Origin of the sequence: Camelimonas lactis, from assembly GCF_004342915.1 — a bacterium.
Lineage (GTDB): Bacteria > Pseudomonadota > Alphaproteobacteria > Rhizobiales > Beijerinckiaceae > Camelimonas > Camelimonas lactis.
This window is the reverse complement of the sequence record NZ_SLWL01000001.1, coordinates 590,378-607,664: the sequence shown is the minus strand read 5'-3', so window position 1 is coordinate 607,664 and position 17,287 is coordinate 590,378. Positions and strand designations below refer to the sequence as shown.

The following is a 17,287-nucleotide window of genomic DNA, read 5'->3' as shown; positions in this document are numbered from 1 at the left end:
TTCACGCCAGCACGGGCTCCCAGCCTTCCGGATCGCGCTCCAGGGTGGCGACCAGCGCCGGCGGGGCGGCGTTGCGGCCGCGCCAGGCGCCGAAATCCCGGCGCAGGCCCAGCAGATCGCGCACCACCAGGTTGGTGAACAGGCCAGGACCGCTGGAATAAATTCGCCAGCCGCCGTCAGCGGCGATGGTTCCGGCCCGCACCCGGCCCCATTCCGCGTCGGCCTCGGCCCGGTTGTCGAAGGCCGCGTCGCTACTGCTGAAATAGGCGTTGCGCTGGCGCGGGCTGGCGTTGCCCACCACCGCGCCCACATCCACCGGATTAACCAGCGCCAGCGCCGCCAGCAACGCTTCTTGCAAGGCGGCGCGGCTCTGGTCGTCGCGCGCCTGCTCCAGCCGGGCGGCCAGCGCCTGGGCGTATTGCAGGTGGCTGTGGGTGTACATCAGGCCGATCTCGCGGCCGAAACAGGCGGCGGACTCGGCCCGGCGGAAGATGGTCTCGACGCCGCCGCGATATGGCAGCGGCCGGTCCATCAGGCGCACGCCGTCCGGATCGGCCAGATGATCGCGGATAATGTCCAGATGCCGCGCCGCCTGCTCGGGCGTGAACAGGCCGCCGGCGATGGCCCGCACCATCGGCAACATGGAGTAGCGCACGCCGGTGCGGCTGTCGGATGGGTGCAGCAGCAGCTCCGGCAGGGCGCCGTCGCCCTCCTCAGGAAACAGGCCATAACCGGCGATGACGCCGTCGCGGATCAGCAGGGCGTTGACCTCCGCCTGCATCGCCGCCGCGTCGGCGCGCAGCGGCGCCGCCCGGCCGGCCTCGCCAATGCGCTCCAGAATGGCTGCGTAGCGGTTCAGCTGCTGGAACAGCAGCGCCACCGTCCAGGCGCTGACCATCCGCTCTTTCAGGCTGGCGTCCGCCGGTTGTAGCGAGTCGTTCCAGTCGCCCTCGCCCAGCCTGATCAGATGCGTGCCCGGCAGATACTGGCTTCGCACGGTGTGCAGCAGCGCGTCGATGTGGGCCGACAGGCTGTCCGTGCGCGTTGACGCCGTGGCGTCGTCATAGGTGCGCCAGGGGACCTGCGCGTCGAGGCAGGCGACGTCGCCAGTGGCCTCGATGTAATCGCAGACCATTTTCAGCGGCCAGATGATGACGTCGCCGTGGCTGGAGCGGTCGCGAATGAACGAATAGGGCGGCAGCATGAACCATTGCGACCAGTCGCCCCGCCCGGCGTACTGCTCGGCGAACACCGTCAGCATGATTTGCCGCGCCGCAGCGTCATGACCGAGCGCCAGCAGCATTTCGATCGGCCCCTGGCAGACATCGCGCGTGCCCCAGGCGCCGCCGGTGTACTGCTCCAGCCCGTGCGGAACGGAGACGTGAATGATGGCGTTCTGCACCAGCCACGGCAGCGCCAGGGAAAGTCCTTCGGCCCGCCCGCCGCCGGCGACGCCGAGCCCACGGGTCAGCCTGCTCCAGTGCGCGCGCGCCGCCTGGGCCTCGGCCATGGCGTCCCAGCCGGCGGCCTCATCGGCCAGCGTCAGGGCGGCTGCGGCGTCGCTGAGGCTGCCGGTGATGGCGAAGGCGAAGCTGTTCACCGGCTCCGTCCCGACGACCAGCCATGGCTCCAGCCCGGCGCCATCCTTGGCGGCCTCCCCATCGGCGAACAGCAGTTCGGACCCGCCAATGCGCCGCGTCAGTTCCGGCTGTTCCGCCTGCCAGACATAGACACTTTCCGGATAATGCTGGCCCCACAGGGAGGCAGGGTCGGGCCGCAACATGGCCCGGCCGGCCGGCGCGTCGACCACCACCGCGGCGCTCTGGCCAAGCTCGCGCTCGCCCATGACGCAGTGGCCGGCGATCAGCAGACGGGCGGGCGGCCCATCGATCTTCACCCGCCAGCGCAGCGCCGGCTCCCGCACGCTGGCGAAAGCCTGCACGACGATGCGCCCCGGCTTGCCGCCCGCCTCTGTCTCATAGATCCAGCGGCAATCATTGAGGCCGTTCTCGAACAGCGACGGCGTCGTCAGCAATCGCCAGCCCTCGCCCTGATCGACCAGAATCCGCAGGCCGCTGCCACGGGTGATGTTGAACGGATCGCGCGCGACGGAAAACAGCTTGTGGAACGAGGTGTTGCCGAGGGTGAGCTGGGCGCCGAACACGCCGTGCATCCAGCAGGTGGCGCAGAAAATGTCGTCCGCCGGCAACACGCCGGCCCCGCTGCGGATCAGCGCCCCATGCCGGCGCTGCATCGTCAGTTCCTTGTCGCGCAGCGCCACATGGCGGTTGTGCGCCCCTTCCGCCACGAAGAACGAAGCGACGTCGCCGTCGATCGCCTCCTCCGCCAGCCGTTGCGGATACAGGGTGTCGATAACGCTCGCGTCAGGCCGGCTTCCCATCAGCGCCGGAGCCGCCTGGAGGATGGATCGGCGCACGGGCGCCGGCTTCAGGTCGCCGGCCCCCGTCGCCTCCGGCGTCAGCTTCGCCAGCGCCGCATTGACGATGGCCAGATCATCGGGTCCCGAGGCCTGCGGATGGTCCGGCTGGAACAGGCCGAAAAACCCGACGCCCTGCGCCGCGCCCGGCGCCAGGTCAAGCCGGGCGGATTGCAGGCCGATGCAGGCGACCTCCCGCTGTAACCGGCGCGACGGCAGATCATGTCCGGCCAGCACGCCCGCGCCCCGGAACGCCGGTCCGAAGATATCAGCGGCGTCGGTGGCGAAGCCGGCGATGCGCTCAAGCCCCCCGTGGGCGACCCACGGCCGGCGCCCGCCCTGATCCAGCGCCTGCCGGCTCAGCGTCACCGGACCCCGCTCCGCGTCGTCGATCACCGTGTGGTCGATATATTGCGACGCATAAGCCTCGTTGTTCATCAGGAAGCCGCGATCGCCGAGCCCCAGGTCCTGGATGAGGATGACGTCAACCTCCTGCGCCCCACCGGCCGTGTTGCGCAGGTCAACCCGCCAGGTCCACAGGGCGTCGGCGTGCAGCTTCAGCGTGACCCGCCAGGCGAGGGCGCCGCCCCTGCCCCGGGCCTCGCCCTCCCAGACGGCGCTGTCGCCCTCCGCCGCGAACCTCCCGTCGAAGCCCGGCCCCAGCAGGTCCACCGGGGGGCCATCGCCGGCGCGCAGCACGATCCGGCCAATGCCCCAGGCGACGCCGGAGCCGGCGATCTGGTTGATCATCACCTCGCCCTGCGGGGCCGCGTGAACCAGGTCGTACAGCGCGCCGTTCGGCAGCAGGCCGGCGCTGAGCGGCCCCGCCGCGATGCGGCGCAGGCCGATGTCGGCTGCGGCGGGGAGCCGCCAGCCCATGGGAGAGCCATTCCCGGACGCCGCGGGGGACGTGTCGCCGGCTCCGGCCGCGGTGCGATCGGTCATGGGGTTCTCCTCCTGAAGTCGTCCCGGACCGGACGAAGTCCGGCCAGTTTGAAGACATCGCGGGCCAGGCGAAGCCCGGCCGCGCCGCCCGCCGCTTTCCGCCGCGCTTTCCACCGCACTTGCCGCCGCGTTTGCCTCCGGGGCGAACGCCGCCTCGCCGGAAGATGCCCCAGATCGAAAAGCTGGCGCAAATCACCGTTTCAGCATCAGCGGCGCCGACTCCGGCGGCTGGAGCCGCTCAGGCTTCCGCCGCCCGCTCCAGCGGCAGCGTGGCGATCATCACCGAGGGGTCCTCGCGATCGGCGCGGATCGAGAATCCGAGCTTGCGACAGACGCCAAGCATCGCCTGATTATCGCGCAGCACCTGACCTTCAACGACGCGGATGCCGTCGGCGCGCGCCCATTCGATGATCAGCCGCATCAGCTCCATGCCAAGGCCGGTGCCCTTGAGCTCGGAGCGGACCATGATGGCGTATTCACCTTTCTCGTGGTTGGAATCGGCATGCAGGCGCACCACCCCCATCATCTGGCCCGTCGCCGCCTCGATGGCCACGAAGGCGATGGCCCGGGCGTAGTCCACCTGCACCAGCCGGGCGACGAAGGCGTGGTTGAAATCGCGCACCGGCGCGAAGAAGCGCAGGCGCAGATCGTCCTCGGAAGCCTGGCTCATGAAGTCGACGAACATCTGTTCGTCCTCGGGGCGCACCGGACGCACGAAATAGACCTTGCCGCTGCGGCCGGTGATCGTGCGCTCCCAGGCCCGGGGATAGGGCCGCACCGACAGGCGCGGATGACCGGAGCCGTGGCGCTCGCCCACGGGCGCCGGCGCCACCCGCACCCGGGCGTTGAGCGCCGCCACGCCGAGGCTGTCGGAAAGCAGCGGGTTGATTTCCAGCTCGCGAACCTCCGGCAGGTCCACGGCGATCTGGGACAGCTTCACCAGGGTAAGGCGAATGGCGTGCTCGTCCGCCGGCTCGGTGTCGCGATAGCCCTTGAGACGCAGGGAAACGCGGGTGCGGGCGATCATCACCTCGGCCAGTTTCAGATCGAGCGGCGGCAGCGCCAGCGAGATGTCATTGATGACCGACACGGCCGACCCGCCGCGCCCGAACACCATCACCGGCCCAAACTGCGGGTCATCGGTGATGCCCGCGATCAGGGCGCGCGAATCCCGCTCGTCGACCATCGGCTGCACCACGAAGCCGCTGAGCTGGCGCTCCCTGGTGATCTCCAGCAGCTCATCGACCGCCGCCTGCACCGCGGCCTCGGAGCGCAGGTTCAGGCGCACGCCGCCGATGCGCGTGCGGTGCGGCACCTCCGGCGAAACGATTTTCACCACGACCTGGTCGCCCTGCGCCAGCAACGGCCGGGCGGCCGCCACGACCTCCCTGGCGTCGGCCACGAAGGTCGCCGGCACCACCGGTATCTCATAGGCGCGCAACAACTGCTGGATCTCGACCGGGTCGAGCCACTCGCGGCCATCGGCGATCGCTCCGGCGATCAGGGCGCGCGCCGTCGCCGCGTCCGGCGCGAAATCATGCGGCAGCGCGTCCGGCGTTTCCATCAGGAGATCGAGCGCCGCCCGGTAGCGCACCAGGTGCATGTAGCCCGCCAGCGCCTCGGCCTCGGTAGTGAAGTGCGGAATGCCGGCTTCGTCGAAAATCCGGCCCGCCTCGGCGTCCGACGACACCCACACCGCCAGCACCGGCTTGTGCAGGGCCCGCCCCTTGCGGTGCGTCTTCACCGCCTCCACCAGCGCGCGGGCGCCTTCGTTGGAGTCGGACAGCGCGCTGGGAATATTGATGACCAGCAGGGCGTCGGCCGTTTTGTCGAGCAGCAGCGTCCGCGCCAGCGCGTCGAGGGATTGCGGATCCGTGTAGCCGGTGGTGTCCACCGGATTGGCCACCGGCGCCCGCTCCGGCATCAGCGTGTCCAGCCTGGCGCGGGTTTCGGCCGACAGCTCCGCCAGTTCGCCCTGCAGATCGAGCAGCCGGTCGACCGCCACCGCGCCCACGCCCCGGTCGTTGACCATGATGGCGAGGCGGCGGCCGTAGAACGGGCGCTGACGGCCCAGGGTTTCGGCGGCGGAGAACATCTCGTCGAGATCGAACACCCGCAGCAGGCCGGCGCGGCGGAAGGCGGCGTCATACACCGCGTCCCGCGTCGCCAAAGCGGCGACGCTGGTCATGTCCGCGCTCGGCGGGCGCTTTTCATGCCGCCCCGGCCGCAGCACCACCACCGGCTTGGCCCGCGCCGCCGCCCGCGCCGCGGACATGAACTTGGGCGCGGCGGCGATATCCTCCACATAGACGAGAATGGCGCGGGTGCGGTCGTCGGCCGCGAAATAGTCAAGGCAGTCGGCCACGTCGACATCGACCTGCTCGCCGATCGAAATGACGCCGGAAAAGCCGATCTGATGCTGGCGGCCCCATTCGACCAGGCCGTTGGCGATGGCGCCGGACTGGGAGATCAGCGCCATGTCGCCGGAGCCGGGCATGCGCGCGCCGAGCGAGGCGTTCAGCCGGGCGCGGGGGGAGATCACCCCGACGCCGCCAGGCCCGATCAGCCGCAGGCCATGCTTGCGCGCTTCGGCCCGTACGGCGCTGAGAATTTCCGGCGGGCTGACGCCATGGGAGGGCGGCACGAGAATCGCCGCCGAACAGCCGATGCGCCCCGCCGCCGCGACGTTTTCAACAATGGTCAGGGAGGGGGAGACGATCACCACCAGGTCCGGCGGCGTCTCACGCAGGTCCTCGAGGCTCGCCGCGAACGTGACGCCAGGCAGGTCAATATGGTTGCTGGCGGAGGCAAACGCCGGATTGATGGCGTAAACCGTGCCCTCGAAACCGCCGGCCAGCAAATTGTTGAGCAGCACCCGGCCCAGTGAGCCCGCCCTGCGGCTGACGCCGACGACGCCGACGGAGGCGGGCCGGAACAATCTGTCGAGACGGTATGTGCTCACGCCCTGCCCCCATTCGTATCTGAAAAAGCCAGTTCGCCGACGATTCGCATCCAGTGTTCCGTGAGGCGGACGCGCTGACAATAGACCGGGCCAGCGCATTTTCGCCCGCGCGCTGAAAATGCGGCCGCCGGGATCGCCGCCGCCGAAAATGCCGCCGCCCGGAACAACGCCGTGGAAACCCGGCGCCGGCTCATCGCGACGTGACGCAGATGTGGTGATGGATCAGGGCGCCCATGTGACGGAAACCCGCGTGCAGCGCCTGACGTTCCGGTGATGTGGATAACCGGCGCGGGAAGGGAGGCCGGGATTGGACGATTGCGGCCGGCGGCGCGGGCGGAGGGCGCCCCCACCGTGGGACGCCGGCGCCAATCGCAGGCGAGCATTCCCGCCTATGGCGCGAAGCCGGACCGCTTCAGCCGCACGATGGCCAGGTCCAGCGCCGAGAGGAACGCGGAGCGGTCACGCGCCGAAAATGGCCTGGGCCCGCCTGTGACGGCGCCGGCTTCGCGCAGGTCCTGCATCAGGTTGCGCATGGCCAGCGCCATGCCGACGGAGTTTTCCGTGAAGCCGCGCCCGTCCGGCCCCAGCACCACGGCGCCGGCGGCGACGCAGCGGCTGGCCAGCGGCACGTCCGCCGTCACCACCACCGCGCCGGGGCCGGACCGGTCGGCGATCCAGTTGTCGGCGGCGTCGAAACCGTCGCCGACGCGGATGAACGTAACCTGCTGGTCGCGCGGCGTGCGGATGAAACTGTTGGCGACCACGAAACACGGCGCGCCATGGCGGGCGGCGACCCGGTAAATCTCATCCTTCACCGGGCAGGCGTCGGCGTCGACCAGTATGCGCAGCGCCGGGCCCGGGCCCGCGACCGCATCATCTCCCATCTCACCCATTGTTTGACATGGCCCTCTCCCTGGCCTTTTCAGGCAAGGCGGTTATGAATTTGCATCGCAAACGCGCGCCGGAACAACCAGGCGCAGCGCCGCCGCCCACCTGGCGGCGCGCCAGCGTGACTGATCAGGAGGAAATTGAACGTGTCGACGCAGACCATCCGGCAACCCGCTGAGGCCACGCGCAGGCCGCACCTGTTCTCCCCCCTGCGCGCCGGCGTCCTTGACCTGTCCCACCGCGTGGCCATGGCCCCGCTCACGCGCATGCGCGCCGGCCCGGGCGAAACCCCGCGCCCGCTCAACGCCACCTACTATGGCCAGCGCGCCAGCGCCGGCGGCCTGATCATCGCCGAGGCGTCCCAGGTGCATCCCACCGGTCGCGGCGCGCTCAATACGCCGGGCATCCATACGCCCGAACAGATCGCCGGCTGGAAAGCCATCACGGAAGCGGTGCATGCGCGGGGCGGGCAAATCTTCCTGCAATTGTGGCACATGGGCCGGGTGTCGCATCCGTCTTACCAGCCCGGCGGCGCCCTGCCCGTCGCCCCCTCGCCCATCGCCGCCGACATCAAGGTGATGACGGCCAGCGGAACGCCAGAGCCGATGCCAACGCCGCGCGCCCTCACCGACGCGGAAATTCACGAACTGATCGGCGTCTACCGTCAGGCTGGCCTCAACGCCCTTGAGGCTGGCTTCGATGGCGTCGAGATCCATGGCGCCAACGGCTATCTGCTTGAGCAGTTCCTGCAAAGCCGCAGCAACCAGCGCGACGATCACTGGGGCGGCTCCATCGAGAACCGCGCCCGCCTGCTGCTTGAGGTGACCAGGAGCCTGGTCGCCGCCTGCGGGGCGGAGCGCGTCGCCGTGCGGCTGTCGCCCTTCGGCGTGGCCAATGGCTCGGGCGAGGACGAGCCGATGCCGTTGTACAGCCATGTGGTGGGGCAGCTCGCCCCCATGGGCCTGGCTTATCTGCATCTGATCGAGCCGCGCGCCAGCGGCGCCGGCCAGCGCGAGGTCGATCACCAGGGCGTGCCGTCGGCGGCGGAGCTGTTCCGGCCGCTGTGGCCAGGCGTGCTGATTTCCGCCGGCAATTACACCGGCGACATGGCCGAGGAAACCATCGCCGCCGGCAACGCCGACGTCATCGCCTTCGGCCGTCATTTCACCTCGAACCCCGACCTGCCGGACCGCCTGCGGACCGGCGCGCCGCTGGCGCCCTACGATCGCCCCACCTTCTACGGCGGCGACATACGCGGGTACACCGACTTTCCGAGGGCTGACGGCGAGGCGGCCTGAACGGCGGACACGGCCGCCGCGAGCGCCGGCTCCACGCCGCCGCCTGGGCGCTCCCAGGCGGTACGGCCAGCGGCGCGGCCAGCCGGCGCGACCCCGGGGGGCTGACGCAAATCATGCACAAAATCTCCGGGCGCCTGTGAACGCGGATAAATGTCGTTCAGAAACATCAAAATACTTGCCGGAAAGCGGATGACTTCCGGCAAGCCCTGCGGAGCGACAGAAAAACTCCCCCGCTACAGCTACGATGTCTGCCCAGAAACGGGCTGGCGTCATGGATCAGAACCTTCCGACCCCACCGGAACCGTCACGCACGATCGAACTGGCGCTGGCGACGGAAAGCGCCCGGTGGCGGGCGCATCTTTACGTCACCTTGCGGTGCTGGCGGCGCAGACGCCTGAGGGCCCCGGGCGCTGACCGGGCGACCGACCAAGAGTTTCTGCCGGCGACCCGCCGACACCCGCCAGACGCCCCCGAACCCGCCCGACGCCTGCCCGATGGCCCCTGGGACGACGCCGGCCGCGCCCGGCGGCCCATGCGTTCCTGCCTGATCATGGCGACGCTGCTGCTGGCCGCCTGGCTCACCGCCGACGCGCTCGCCCGGCTGCTCGGCGGCGTTGCATTCGAGCGCCTGCTCGCGGGCGGATGACGCCAGAGCGGCGACGCCCACAACCTGGCGCGGACCGCGCCAGCGCCGCCGCAATCCTGCGACGCGGACCCGCCCTGAACCCGGCGCCCGAAGAATGGACGCCTGGGGCGCGCCTCAGCTGATGGCCTCGACGGCGCGCTCCGCCATCTCCCGGGCCAGCGGCTCCAGCCTGGCGGCGTCCTCACCGGCGGCGTTGCCGGCGCGCACCCGGTCATTGATGCCCATGAAAATCACCGAGAACCGGAACAGGGCGAACGCCACGTGGAACGGCTGCAGTTCCGCCGTCGGCACAGCGTGCTCATAGTAATGCGCCACGAATTCCGCCTCGGTCGGAATACCGAGGGCCGCGTGATCCAGCCCCAGAATGCCGCCGTACTGCGCCGGCGTCGTGCGCCACGGAATGCAGGCGAACGCCAGATCCGCCAGCGGATGGCCGAGGGTCGACAGTTCCCAGTCGAGAATGCCGATCACCCGTGGCTCCGTGGGATGATAGAGCATGTTGCCGAGGCGGAAATCGCCGTGGGCGATGGCCACGCGCCCGTCGTCCGCCGGCATGTTGGCCGGCAGCCATTCAACCAGCCTGTCGAGCGCCGGAACCCGCTCGCTCGGACTTTCGTTGTAGGCGCGCGTCCAGCGGGCGATCTGGCGCTGGAAATAGTTTCCAGGCTTGCCGAAATCGCCAAGACCGATCTTCTCCGGCTGCACCGCGTGCAGTTTCGCCATGGCTTCGGCCAGGCCAAGATAAATGGCGCGGCGCTCCTCCGGCGACAGGCCCGGCAGGGCGCAATCATGAAACACGCGCCCGTCCAGCCGCTCCATCATATAGAACGGCGTGCCGACCACGTCCCGCTCCCGGTAGTGCAGCACGGCGCGCGGGGTTGGCACATCAACGGGATTCAGCGCCTCAAGCGCGCGGAATTCACGATCGATGGCGTGGGCGCCAGGCAGCAACTCCCCGGTGGGCTGCTTGCGCAACACCATGCGGCGCTCGCCGAAATCAACGAAATAGGTAGGATTGGACTGGCCGCCGGAAATTTTCGCGACCTCGAAACGCTCCGGCTGCTCGCCGAAATATCCTTCGAGGAAATTGCGCAGGGCGTCACGCCCTGCTTCACCATCCAGCGCATCCGGTTCCCTGACCTGTCCGGCCATATCCCATCTCCCTCGTCCGGCGCGGAGCCGGTTCCCTCCGGGCGCATTCGGCCGCGAAACGTCATCCGCTCCGCCGGGGGAAAATGCGCCCATCCCAATGACTTTCGCGGCTTCCCGCCACACCGCGCGGCGGCGCGGGCGAAAACCTCCGCCACGCGCCGAGGCGCGCGTCACACGGGAAGTCACGTAAACGTATTGTCGGGAAAAGTGGAGTCGCCTGGCCAGACGGCGTTCGTTTTCATCTCAATGTTTTGTCACGCCCTGACGACAACCAGATCCGCCCATCGCCCGGAAACCAGGCAGAATAACGCCCGCCCGGAGGAAGCCTCCGGACGGGGCGACCGCAGCGCAGGCTCCAGCCTGCGCCAACAACCTGGAGCAAACCCGGCGGGAGAGGCATGCAGGTCGCGCCGCTGCGGACAACCTGTATTCCCCTGTTCTTGCAGAATTCCCCCGCCCTTGCAGCTTGTCTCCCCTGAGGGGCCGGCCAGTCAGGAATTACTTCAGAACAATGACCCGCTCGGCGTCAATATCCGGCTCCTTCATCAGATGGGTGTCGACCTCCCCCTCAATCCGGATCCGGGTGGTGGGGCCAACCGGCTCGTTCGGGAAATCCTCATCATCAATCTCGACGGAAATTTCGCCCGTCCCATCCGTGAACTGGTAGCGTTCCTTGCCCGTCTTGCGAACAATCGTACCTTCCAGCGTCACCTTCTGATCGTCCTTTGGCTGCGCTTTGATCGCGGAGACAGTCGTCTTGCCGTAAGCCGGCTGCGCAGCCTGTTTTGTGTCAGAAGGCCCGCTCCATTGCGCCATGGCTGACGAGCCCGGCAGCGCCATCACGCAGGGCGCGACGGTCACCACGGATGCAACAAGCAAAGTGCGGAAATTCATGGCCAGTATCCTCCTGTTCTCAGAAAACACTTTCAAAGTCGTAATGTTCCTGAACGCCACGAAACCGGGAGACTTGTCACGCCCTGCAAAGCAGGTTCTCAGGAGCAATGAGAAGCCCATCCATCTGCGGCAGCACGAGCCGGATACTCTTGCCAACGCCTGTTTACCGCGCGCCAGATGTGGCGTTCCCGAAAAGGAAGACGCGCCAGATCAAAAAATGGATAACGCTCCCCTTGGCGCGATGGCGTTTTGCTTTAGGATCAGAACTCTTCCGCCGGAAGCGTCTGGCTCTTGCGAGGCCACCCGCTTTGGCCTTGCGCTTGCCGATCGCCTCAGGTGCCGGCGGAACCAGGCGGAGCTGGAATGAAGACAGTCGCCCTGATGCTGGTTCTTAAGCTGTTGTCGCTGTCGGGTGGGCTGGTCCTGCTGACCGCGTTCATCGGTCTTTTCGCCTTCCGGGAGATTCTTGGTCCCCGCCTGCCGTTGCTTTTCATCGCCGGAGTTGTAGCGCTCGCCGTCGGCGAAGGCGGCTCCCGATGGCTGGCAAGGCAGCTTGAAACGCGCGACTGAGCGAATGCGCGACTGAACGCTGGACAGCCGCCGCCCGAATGGCAACGGCGCGCCAGCCCGTCAACATCCAGATATCCGCCCGCCCCCATGGGACAGCGATGCTCTTTCCCTGTGTCCGCCAGGGGCCTGGAAGCGACAGCGCACGCCCCAGCTTCGCGCCTCAAGGCCACGACCAGCCACGACAGGATTGAGACAGGACCACCTGACAATCGGCATATCCGCCGCGCGGATCCTGGCGGCGCCGCACCGGAACTTCACGGCGCCCCCGAAGACGTCCTGGCCGCCGTCTACCGCGGGTTACTGGTCTGGATGGAGTGAAGGTATGCCAGAAGCGCGTTGGTCTGCCCCACCGACAGCCTGAACTCCGGCATGTCGGCATGGCCCACGCTCAGGCCTTCAGCAAAGGCTTCCGCCAGATTGTCTATCGGATAACGCCTGGCCAACTCGCGGAAAGGCGGAGCTTCCTTGTGCGGACTGGCCCCGACGCTGCCCGTAGCATGACACCGGGCGCACTTCGCCTCGGCGATTGAGCGTCCCGCCTCCGCCAGTTCACTGGCGATGGCGATGTTGGCGAGCAACATCAGCGACATGCTTGCGCCGACGGCGCGTGGGACAATCAGGGCGCGCTTCATAGCCGTGGTTTAACAGGCAAAGGTTAACATATCCCGGCGCCCCTCCACCCGCATGGTGGAACCCGATCCTGCTCCCCGAGCCCTCACGGTAACCCCGACTAACCCTCAGAGGCTCATAGCGAGCCCCTGGGAGGCCGATCCAGTCCCACCAGCAGTCATCTTCAAGGGGCGCACTGGTGGGACTCAATGGGCCTCTATGCCCTTCTGTTCCATCAACCGAAAGGACCATGGCGAACAGCCCCGTCGATTAAGCTGATGTCGCTTGACGCCCGTCATCAAGATCAGAAAGCATGCCGATGTGGGATCGTTGATCGGTCCTGGCATGCGAATGGGCGGGGACACAATTGCCGAGTTTGAATAGCGTTGAGCCTCCAAAGGACGAGCGGTCATTTGGCGAAGTCACGTTCAACTACGCGAGCCATGATGGCCGGTTTGTCATAGGTGCAAGCCGGTGGGCGTTTGAGACACATTGGAGCGCCAACGCCTCAGGGTCGGCCCACCTCTATAACGATCCACCGGGCATTGATGGCGTGGCGATTGCGGAGGGGGCAGCAGCAATTAGCCAGGTAACGCCTGATGTGGTTTCTGCCGCCGACTTTACCACCAGGAACAGAACGCCCAAGGTCGGACAGGTTGCGCTTCTTCGGAACACAGTGGGCTTCTACGCGGCGCTCCAGCCCCTCGAAATCAAATATTCAAGTGCGCCATCGGGCAACACCATGCGCCTCCGCTTTGCGATCCAGACGGATCACACGACCGACTTCTCGCCGTTTGCGTCTACGTTTGACGATAGGCAGGCGCTGGTCGATCAACTTCTCACCGCCGCCGCAGACGCTGAACGCGCACTGGAGGCTGTGCCAACTGAACAGCGCTACCCCAGTGCTGGCGCTGGAGGGATCGGCCACAATCAACCACCTGCTGAGTTCGCCATCACGGAGGATGATCGGGCGGAGACGCTGGCTGCAATTGCGGTGGTCCGTCAGGAAGCAGTAAGCGCGTCTCCCTCTACCAGCAGACTGCGTTCTGCCGGGCACGCAATCGCGCGCGTGGCGGGCAAAGTCGCTAGGTGGATCGCAGGCAAGGCTGACACAGCTGCTGAAGAACTCGCGAAAATGGTTGGCAAGACTGCGGGCATTGCCGTTGTTGGGGTTGTTGCCAACACGTGGCTTCCCCTTCAAGCCAATCTCACCAAGCTTGTCGCTGCCCTAGGGAAGTTCTTGGGGTAGCGCTCGGCTCTGCCTTGCGCATGGCTGCCGGGGCCAGAGCTTCGACGCCTTGTGTTTGCCGCGCCGATTGTCGGGAAGAACTGACAGAAATTGCGCATCAGCGCTCCAGTCCCCCTTCCAAAAAATCGATCTGTCTTTTTTGCGGAAGGAAGAAGCGACTCTGTCAGTGCTACCAGCGGTGCTACTTCCAGTGCTACCAGAGCCAAAAGCGCCCCACCTAAGGTTCTGATTTAATTCACTAATATGTAATGAAAATTCACTGGCTGGGGCGCCAGGATTCGAACCTGGGAATGGCGGTACCAAAAACCGCTGCCTTACCACTTGGCTACGCCCCAACTGGCGCGAAACATAAGCCGGGGTTGTTATCCTGGCAATCTGGGACGGCGGGCAATTTAGGGCGGCTGTGTATAACGCCACGCGCCGGGCAGCCCAGCGATAAGTGGCCCCGGGCGGGAAGCGCGGTCTGCCCACGATGGCGCCATCGGCCGGCCGCCGCCGACGGCGCATCCGGCGTCAGGCCACAATGGTTACAGGCGCGCGCCGGGCGCCAGCCGCACCATCGCCAGTTGCGCTGGCTCGGCCAGCGACGCCAGGCGCACCTGATCGGCGCCCCAGATCAGGCCGCACATCACCGTCAAGGCGCACATGCTGGCGCGCGCCACGCGGGGAAAGGGAAGCAGGAAAATCAGCAGGGCGACAACGCCAATGCTCGCGGCCACAACCATGAAACTGCCCAAAACCGTTGCTGACACGGTTCAACCTCCACAACTTCCCGCCAACGGCTCGCCGCCCGGAAAGAGCGGCGGCGATGTGCGCAAGACAGGGGCGCAACGCCCCGGCCTGTCTCCTTGTTCCCACCAGCGCTGACATTCCTTCGACCCAAATGCCTAACGGTTTGTTAACAGCATCAGGGTGTTGCGCCGTCATTAAGGTGGCGCACCGACAATGCCGCCCGGTGGCCCTGCTGTTGGTGCGGCAGCGCACACGCCTGTTTTTGTCCACGCCAGCAGCGGGGGCGCCTCCAAGCGCCTCGCCAATCAAGCGGGCTGGACCACGCCGGCCGAAGCCACCGCAGCGACCGCAGATATCCCCAGCCGCCATGGGATGCTGCGCGGCGCAAATATCAATGTTTTTCGGGTGATGGCGGAACGCCGGCGCACGGCTGTCGAAAACCTGCCGCGCCCCGCTTGCAGGGACCCGCGGGCGTCGCTATAAGGCAGCCACGTTGGCGGCGACGCTGACAAGTCGGAGTGTAGCGCAGCCTGGTAGCGCACCTCGTTCGGGACGAGGGGGTCGGAGGTTCAAATCCTCTCACTCCGACCATTATATCAAGGGGTTAGCCAGAGCCCCGGAACGGAACGGCGCCGCATGCGGAGCCGAGGCTGGTTGATTACCGGCCAAACTCTCGCCCCTCTTGTAAACACCGTGCACGCTCCCGGATGATAGACCGGGTGGCGATGGCGACGTGTCGTTTTCAGACGCGTCAGGGGACCCGTGTCCTTTGATTGCCGGCCCCGCAAGCCGCGTTGCGGGCGGGCGTCGGAGATGACCCCGGTGGTCCAGGCGTTTCCGTCGGCCTGGGTTACAGCCCCGCCCTTCAACCTCGGCGGCGCGTTCCTTCCCTCGCGGTTGTCCGTAGCGCCAGAGTTCGCGCAGACCTTTGGCCGAGACTGCACACCCGCGAGAAACAAGCCGACGCCTGCCCGTTTGAAGTCGTGGAACCCCGTCCGGCGCGGCGGGCAAGTCCCGACGACTTGAAATAGTCCCCGAAATTGCCACCAGGTATTCAGCGTTGGCCATGGAAAATACGACGCCCCGCGCCGGTTCGTTCGCGGCTATAAAATTGCGTCAGCTGCGACCAGAAATAACAAGAATCTCCTGTTGTTTGTTGCACAATGACCCGATTTCACATGGGAACATCGGCCGCCGCGTCTTGTTCAGTCAGTTCACCTGCCAGTTTTAAAGGAGGATGACATGGCCAACCAACAGGGCGGTAAACAAGGCGGCGGCGAGGGCCGCGGCTTTGCCGGCATGGATGATCAGAAACAGCGCGAAATTTCCGCGAAGGGCGGAGCGAGCGTCCCGGCCGGGGAGCGGAGCTTCTCCAGGGACCGGGAGCTTGCCTCGCAGGCCGGCCGCAAGGGCGGCGAACATAGCCACGGGGGCGGCCGCGGCGCGCACGATCGCGGCGGGCAACGCTGACCGGCCGCGCGGGGGCGTACAGGCGCCCCCGCTTCTTTAAATCCCGGACAAAAAACTCCACGCAGATCGGCAGGACCTGAAATGGTCGGCCAGCCCAGGGAAGGCGTCTTCCAGTCCGACAGGAATTCGCGGCGCCGTTCAACAGGCGCGAAGCCCCTGCTTCAATCACGGGCGACCGCAAACGGTCTTCTTGGCGGGGCTGAACGTAATTGACCCCGGACGAGGCCGCCTATCTGCCTCGTCCGTCTGCTTTGGCGACCTGTACTGGCCAGAGCCCCGTGGCCAGCAGCTTCTGGCAACCGCAGCTACGGAGGGCGGCGCCGGGGGGCAACAGCCTTCTGTTTCAGAAACGCTCGCCTGTCATTTCTTCGCTTTTCGCCCACAGCTGCCTGGCGCTCTCGGCGTCAAGCGCCCAGGAGCGCACGCCGTCACGGCGGCGACTGTCATCGACAACTTCGGCCACCTGGCAATTTTCACAGTATCGTCCGCCAATCTGCCCGGCGTCCGCAACAACGGCCGCCCAGACCGAGGTCGCCGCTCCCTGCGGAACTGTCTTGTAGACCGGCGCTGGCCCGCCGGCTTCCGCCGCGGCGTTGGCGCGGACTTTCAGGGCTTCCCGATCTTCGGGGCGCATGTGCCGGCCCAGCTCCGTCTGGATCATGCCCGGCATTAACGAACAGGCGCGGACACCGCGATCTCGGTGGCGACGGTCAAACTCCACCGCGAACAGGGCGTTGGCGGTTTTTGAGCGGCCATAGGCGCCCCAGCGGTCGTATTCGGTGCGCTCAAAATTCGGATCATCCAGATCCACGTCCGACAGGCGGTGCGCCGACGACGACAGGCTGACGAAGCGTCCGCCATCGCGGATCAGCGGGGCCACGCGATTGACGAAAACAAAATGGCCCAGGTGATTGACGCCAAACTGGGTTTCGAAGCCATCCGCCGTATGGCCGAAAGGCGTGGTCATCACGCCGGCGTTGGCGATCACCACGTCGAACCGCCGACCGTCCGCCAGCAGCCGGTCGGCGCAGGCGCGGACGCTGGCCAGCGAAGCCAGATCCAGTTCGGCGAGTTCGAGACTGCCGCCGCTCTTTCCGGCGGCCGCGCGCACGTCCGCCGTGGCGCGCTCCGCCTTGTCCAGATCGCGCGCCGCGCCAACCACGTCGGCGCCGCGCGCCACGAGCGACCGGGCGGTTTCCACCCCCAGGCCCGCCGATACGCCGGTGATGAGAAAACGTTTGCCCGTCAGATCGATGCCCGCGAGCACGTCATCGGTCGTGGATTGCGCGCCAAATTGCCCTGTCATGAACGTTGCCCCGCCCGTTGGTTGTCCTTGTGAGGGGCGCATCTTCTTTCGCCCCATCGCTGCGGGCAAGGAAAATCCCGCCGCAGACCGCGCCTCCAGACCGCGCCTCCAGACCGCGTCTCTGTGAAC

The 17,287-nt window shown here is 67.1% G+C and carries 14 protein-coding genes and 2 tRNA genes; 7 read left to right on the top strand and 9 right to left on the bottom strand.

Annotated features, from left to right (window positions below; genetic code table 11):
- Nucleotide 1: 1 nt before the first annotated feature.
- From EV666_RS02580 to EV666_RS02570, 3 genes are all read right to left on the bottom strand, one after another.
- Complete coding sequence (locus EV666_RS02580; RefSeq protein ID WP_207906310.1) at nucleotides 2-3,382, bottom strand: cellobiose phosphorylase; 3,381 nt, start codon at nucleotides 3,380-3,382, stop codon at nucleotides 2-4.
- 238 nt (nucleotides 3,383-3,620) lie between these two features.
- Complete coding sequence (locus tag EV666_RS02575) at nucleotides 3,621-6,344, bottom strand: bifunctional acetate--CoA ligase family protein/GNAT family N-acetyltransferase (RefSeq protein ID WP_132002459.1); 2,724 nt, start codon at nucleotides 6,342-6,344, stop codon at nucleotides 3,621-3,623.
- Nucleotides 6,345-6,733: 389 nt separating this feature from the next.
- The gene (locus EV666_RS02570; RefSeq protein ID WP_132002861.1) at nucleotides 6,734-7,228 is read right to left on the bottom strand and encodes a YaiI/YqxD family protein; all 495 of its coding nucleotides are present in this window, start codon (nucleotides 7,226-7,228) and stop codon (nucleotides 6,734-6,736) included.
- Between the two features lie 150 nt (nucleotides 7,229-7,378).
- On the opposite strand from EV666_RS02570, the gene EV666_RS02565 reads away from it, so the two are divergent.
- Both EV666_RS02565 and EV666_RS02560 read left to right on the top strand, forming a co-directional pair.
- Nucleotides 7,379-8,530: an alkene reductase gene (locus EV666_RS02565; protein ID WP_245514162.1), complete on the top strand. Its 1,152-nt coding sequence runs from the start codon at nucleotides 7,379-7,381 to the stop codon at nucleotides 8,528-8,530.
- Nucleotides 8,531-8,801: 271 nt separating this feature from the next.
- Nucleotides 8,802-9,176, top strand: a complete 375-nt coding sequence (locus EV666_RS02560) for a hypothetical protein (RefSeq protein ID WP_132002456.1) — start codon at nucleotides 8,802-8,804, stop codon at nucleotides 9,174-9,176.
- A gap of 114 nt (nucleotides 9,177-9,290) precedes the next feature.
- On the opposite strand, the gene EV666_RS02555 is transcribed toward EV666_RS02560, so the two are convergent.
- Both EV666_RS02555 and EV666_RS02550 read right to left on the bottom strand, forming a co-directional pair.
- Nucleotides 9,291-10,328 carry a phosphotransferase family protein gene (locus EV666_RS02555; RefSeq protein WP_132002453.1) on the bottom strand — a complete coding sequence of 346 codons (1,038 nt, stop codon included), beginning with the start codon at nucleotides 10,326-10,328 and terminating at the stop codon, nucleotides 9,291-9,293.
- A 498-nt stretch (nucleotides 10,329-10,826) separates the two neighbouring features.
- Entirely contained in the window at nucleotides 10,827-11,222 is a 396-nt protein-coding gene (locus EV666_RS02550) for a YgiW/YdeI family stress tolerance OB fold protein (protein WP_207906309.1), read from the bottom strand.
- Here EV666_RS02550 and EV666_RS02545 point away from each other — a divergent pair.
- Together EV666_RS02545 and EV666_RS02540 are read left to right on the top strand one after the other, a co-directional pair.
- Nucleotides 11,221-11,589 carry a hypothetical protein gene (locus EV666_RS02545; protein ID WP_132002450.1) on the top strand — a complete coding sequence of 123 codons (369 nt, stop codon included), beginning with the start codon at nucleotides 11,221-11,223 and terminating at the stop codon, nucleotides 11,587-11,589. The genes EV666_RS02550 and EV666_RS02545 overlap by 2 nt on opposite strands.
- On the top strand, nucleotides 11,586-11,792 hold the full coding sequence (locus EV666_RS02540; protein ID WP_132002447.1) for a hypothetical protein: 207 nt from the start codon (nucleotides 11,586-11,588) through the stop codon (nucleotides 11,790-11,792). Before EV666_RS02545 ends, EV666_RS02540 begins: the two co-directional genes overlap by 4 nt.
- Before the next feature lie 287 nt (nucleotides 11,793-12,079).
- On the opposite strand, the gene EV666_RS02535 is transcribed toward EV666_RS02540, so the two are convergent.
- Nucleotides 12,080-12,382: a c-type cytochrome gene (locus EV666_RS02535; RefSeq protein WP_132002444.1), complete on the bottom strand. Its 303-nt coding sequence runs from the start codon at nucleotides 12,380-12,382 to the stop codon at nucleotides 12,080-12,082.
- 386 nt (nucleotides 12,383-12,768) lie between these two features.
- Between EV666_RS02535 and EV666_RS02530 the strand changes: the two genes are divergently transcribed.
- Nucleotides 12,769-13,650 carry a hypothetical protein gene (locus EV666_RS02530; protein WP_132002441.1) on the top strand — a complete coding sequence of 294 codons (882 nt, stop codon included), beginning with the start codon at nucleotides 12,769-12,771 and terminating at the stop codon, nucleotides 13,648-13,650.
- 260 nt (nucleotides 13,651-13,910) lie between these two features.
- Here the strand turns inward: EV666_RS02530 and EV666_RS02525 are convergent.
- Nucleotides 13,911-13,985, bottom strand: a tRNA-Gln gene (locus tag EV666_RS02525).
- 192 nt (nucleotides 13,986-14,177) lie between these two features.
- The gene (locus tag EV666_RS02520) at nucleotides 14,178-14,402 is read right to left on the bottom strand and encodes a hypothetical protein (protein WP_132002438.1); all 225 of its coding nucleotides are present in this window, start codon (nucleotides 14,400-14,402) and stop codon (nucleotides 14,178-14,180) included.
- Nucleotides 14,403-14,896: 494 nt separating this feature from the next.
- Between EV666_RS02520 and EV666_RS02515 the strand changes: the two genes are divergently transcribed.
- Together EV666_RS02515 and EV666_RS02510 are read left to right on the top strand one after the other, a co-directional pair.
- Nucleotides 14,897-14,973 (top strand) — tRNA-Pro (locus EV666_RS02515).
- 651 nt (nucleotides 14,974-15,624) lie between these two features.
- Complete coding sequence (locus EV666_RS02510) at nucleotides 15,625-15,852, top strand: con-10 family general stress protein (protein ID WP_132002435.1); 228 nt, start codon at nucleotides 15,625-15,627, stop codon at nucleotides 15,850-15,852.
- A gap of 343 nt (nucleotides 15,853-16,195) precedes the next feature.
- Here EV666_RS02510 and EV666_RS02505 read toward each other — a convergent pair whose 3' ends face one another.
- Nucleotides 16,196-17,158: an SDR family NAD(P)-dependent oxidoreductase gene (locus tag EV666_RS02505; RefSeq protein ID WP_132002432.1), complete on the bottom strand. Its 963-nt coding sequence runs from the start codon at nucleotides 17,156-17,158 to the stop codon at nucleotides 16,196-16,198.
- Nucleotides 17,159-17,287 lie beyond the last annotated feature (129 nt).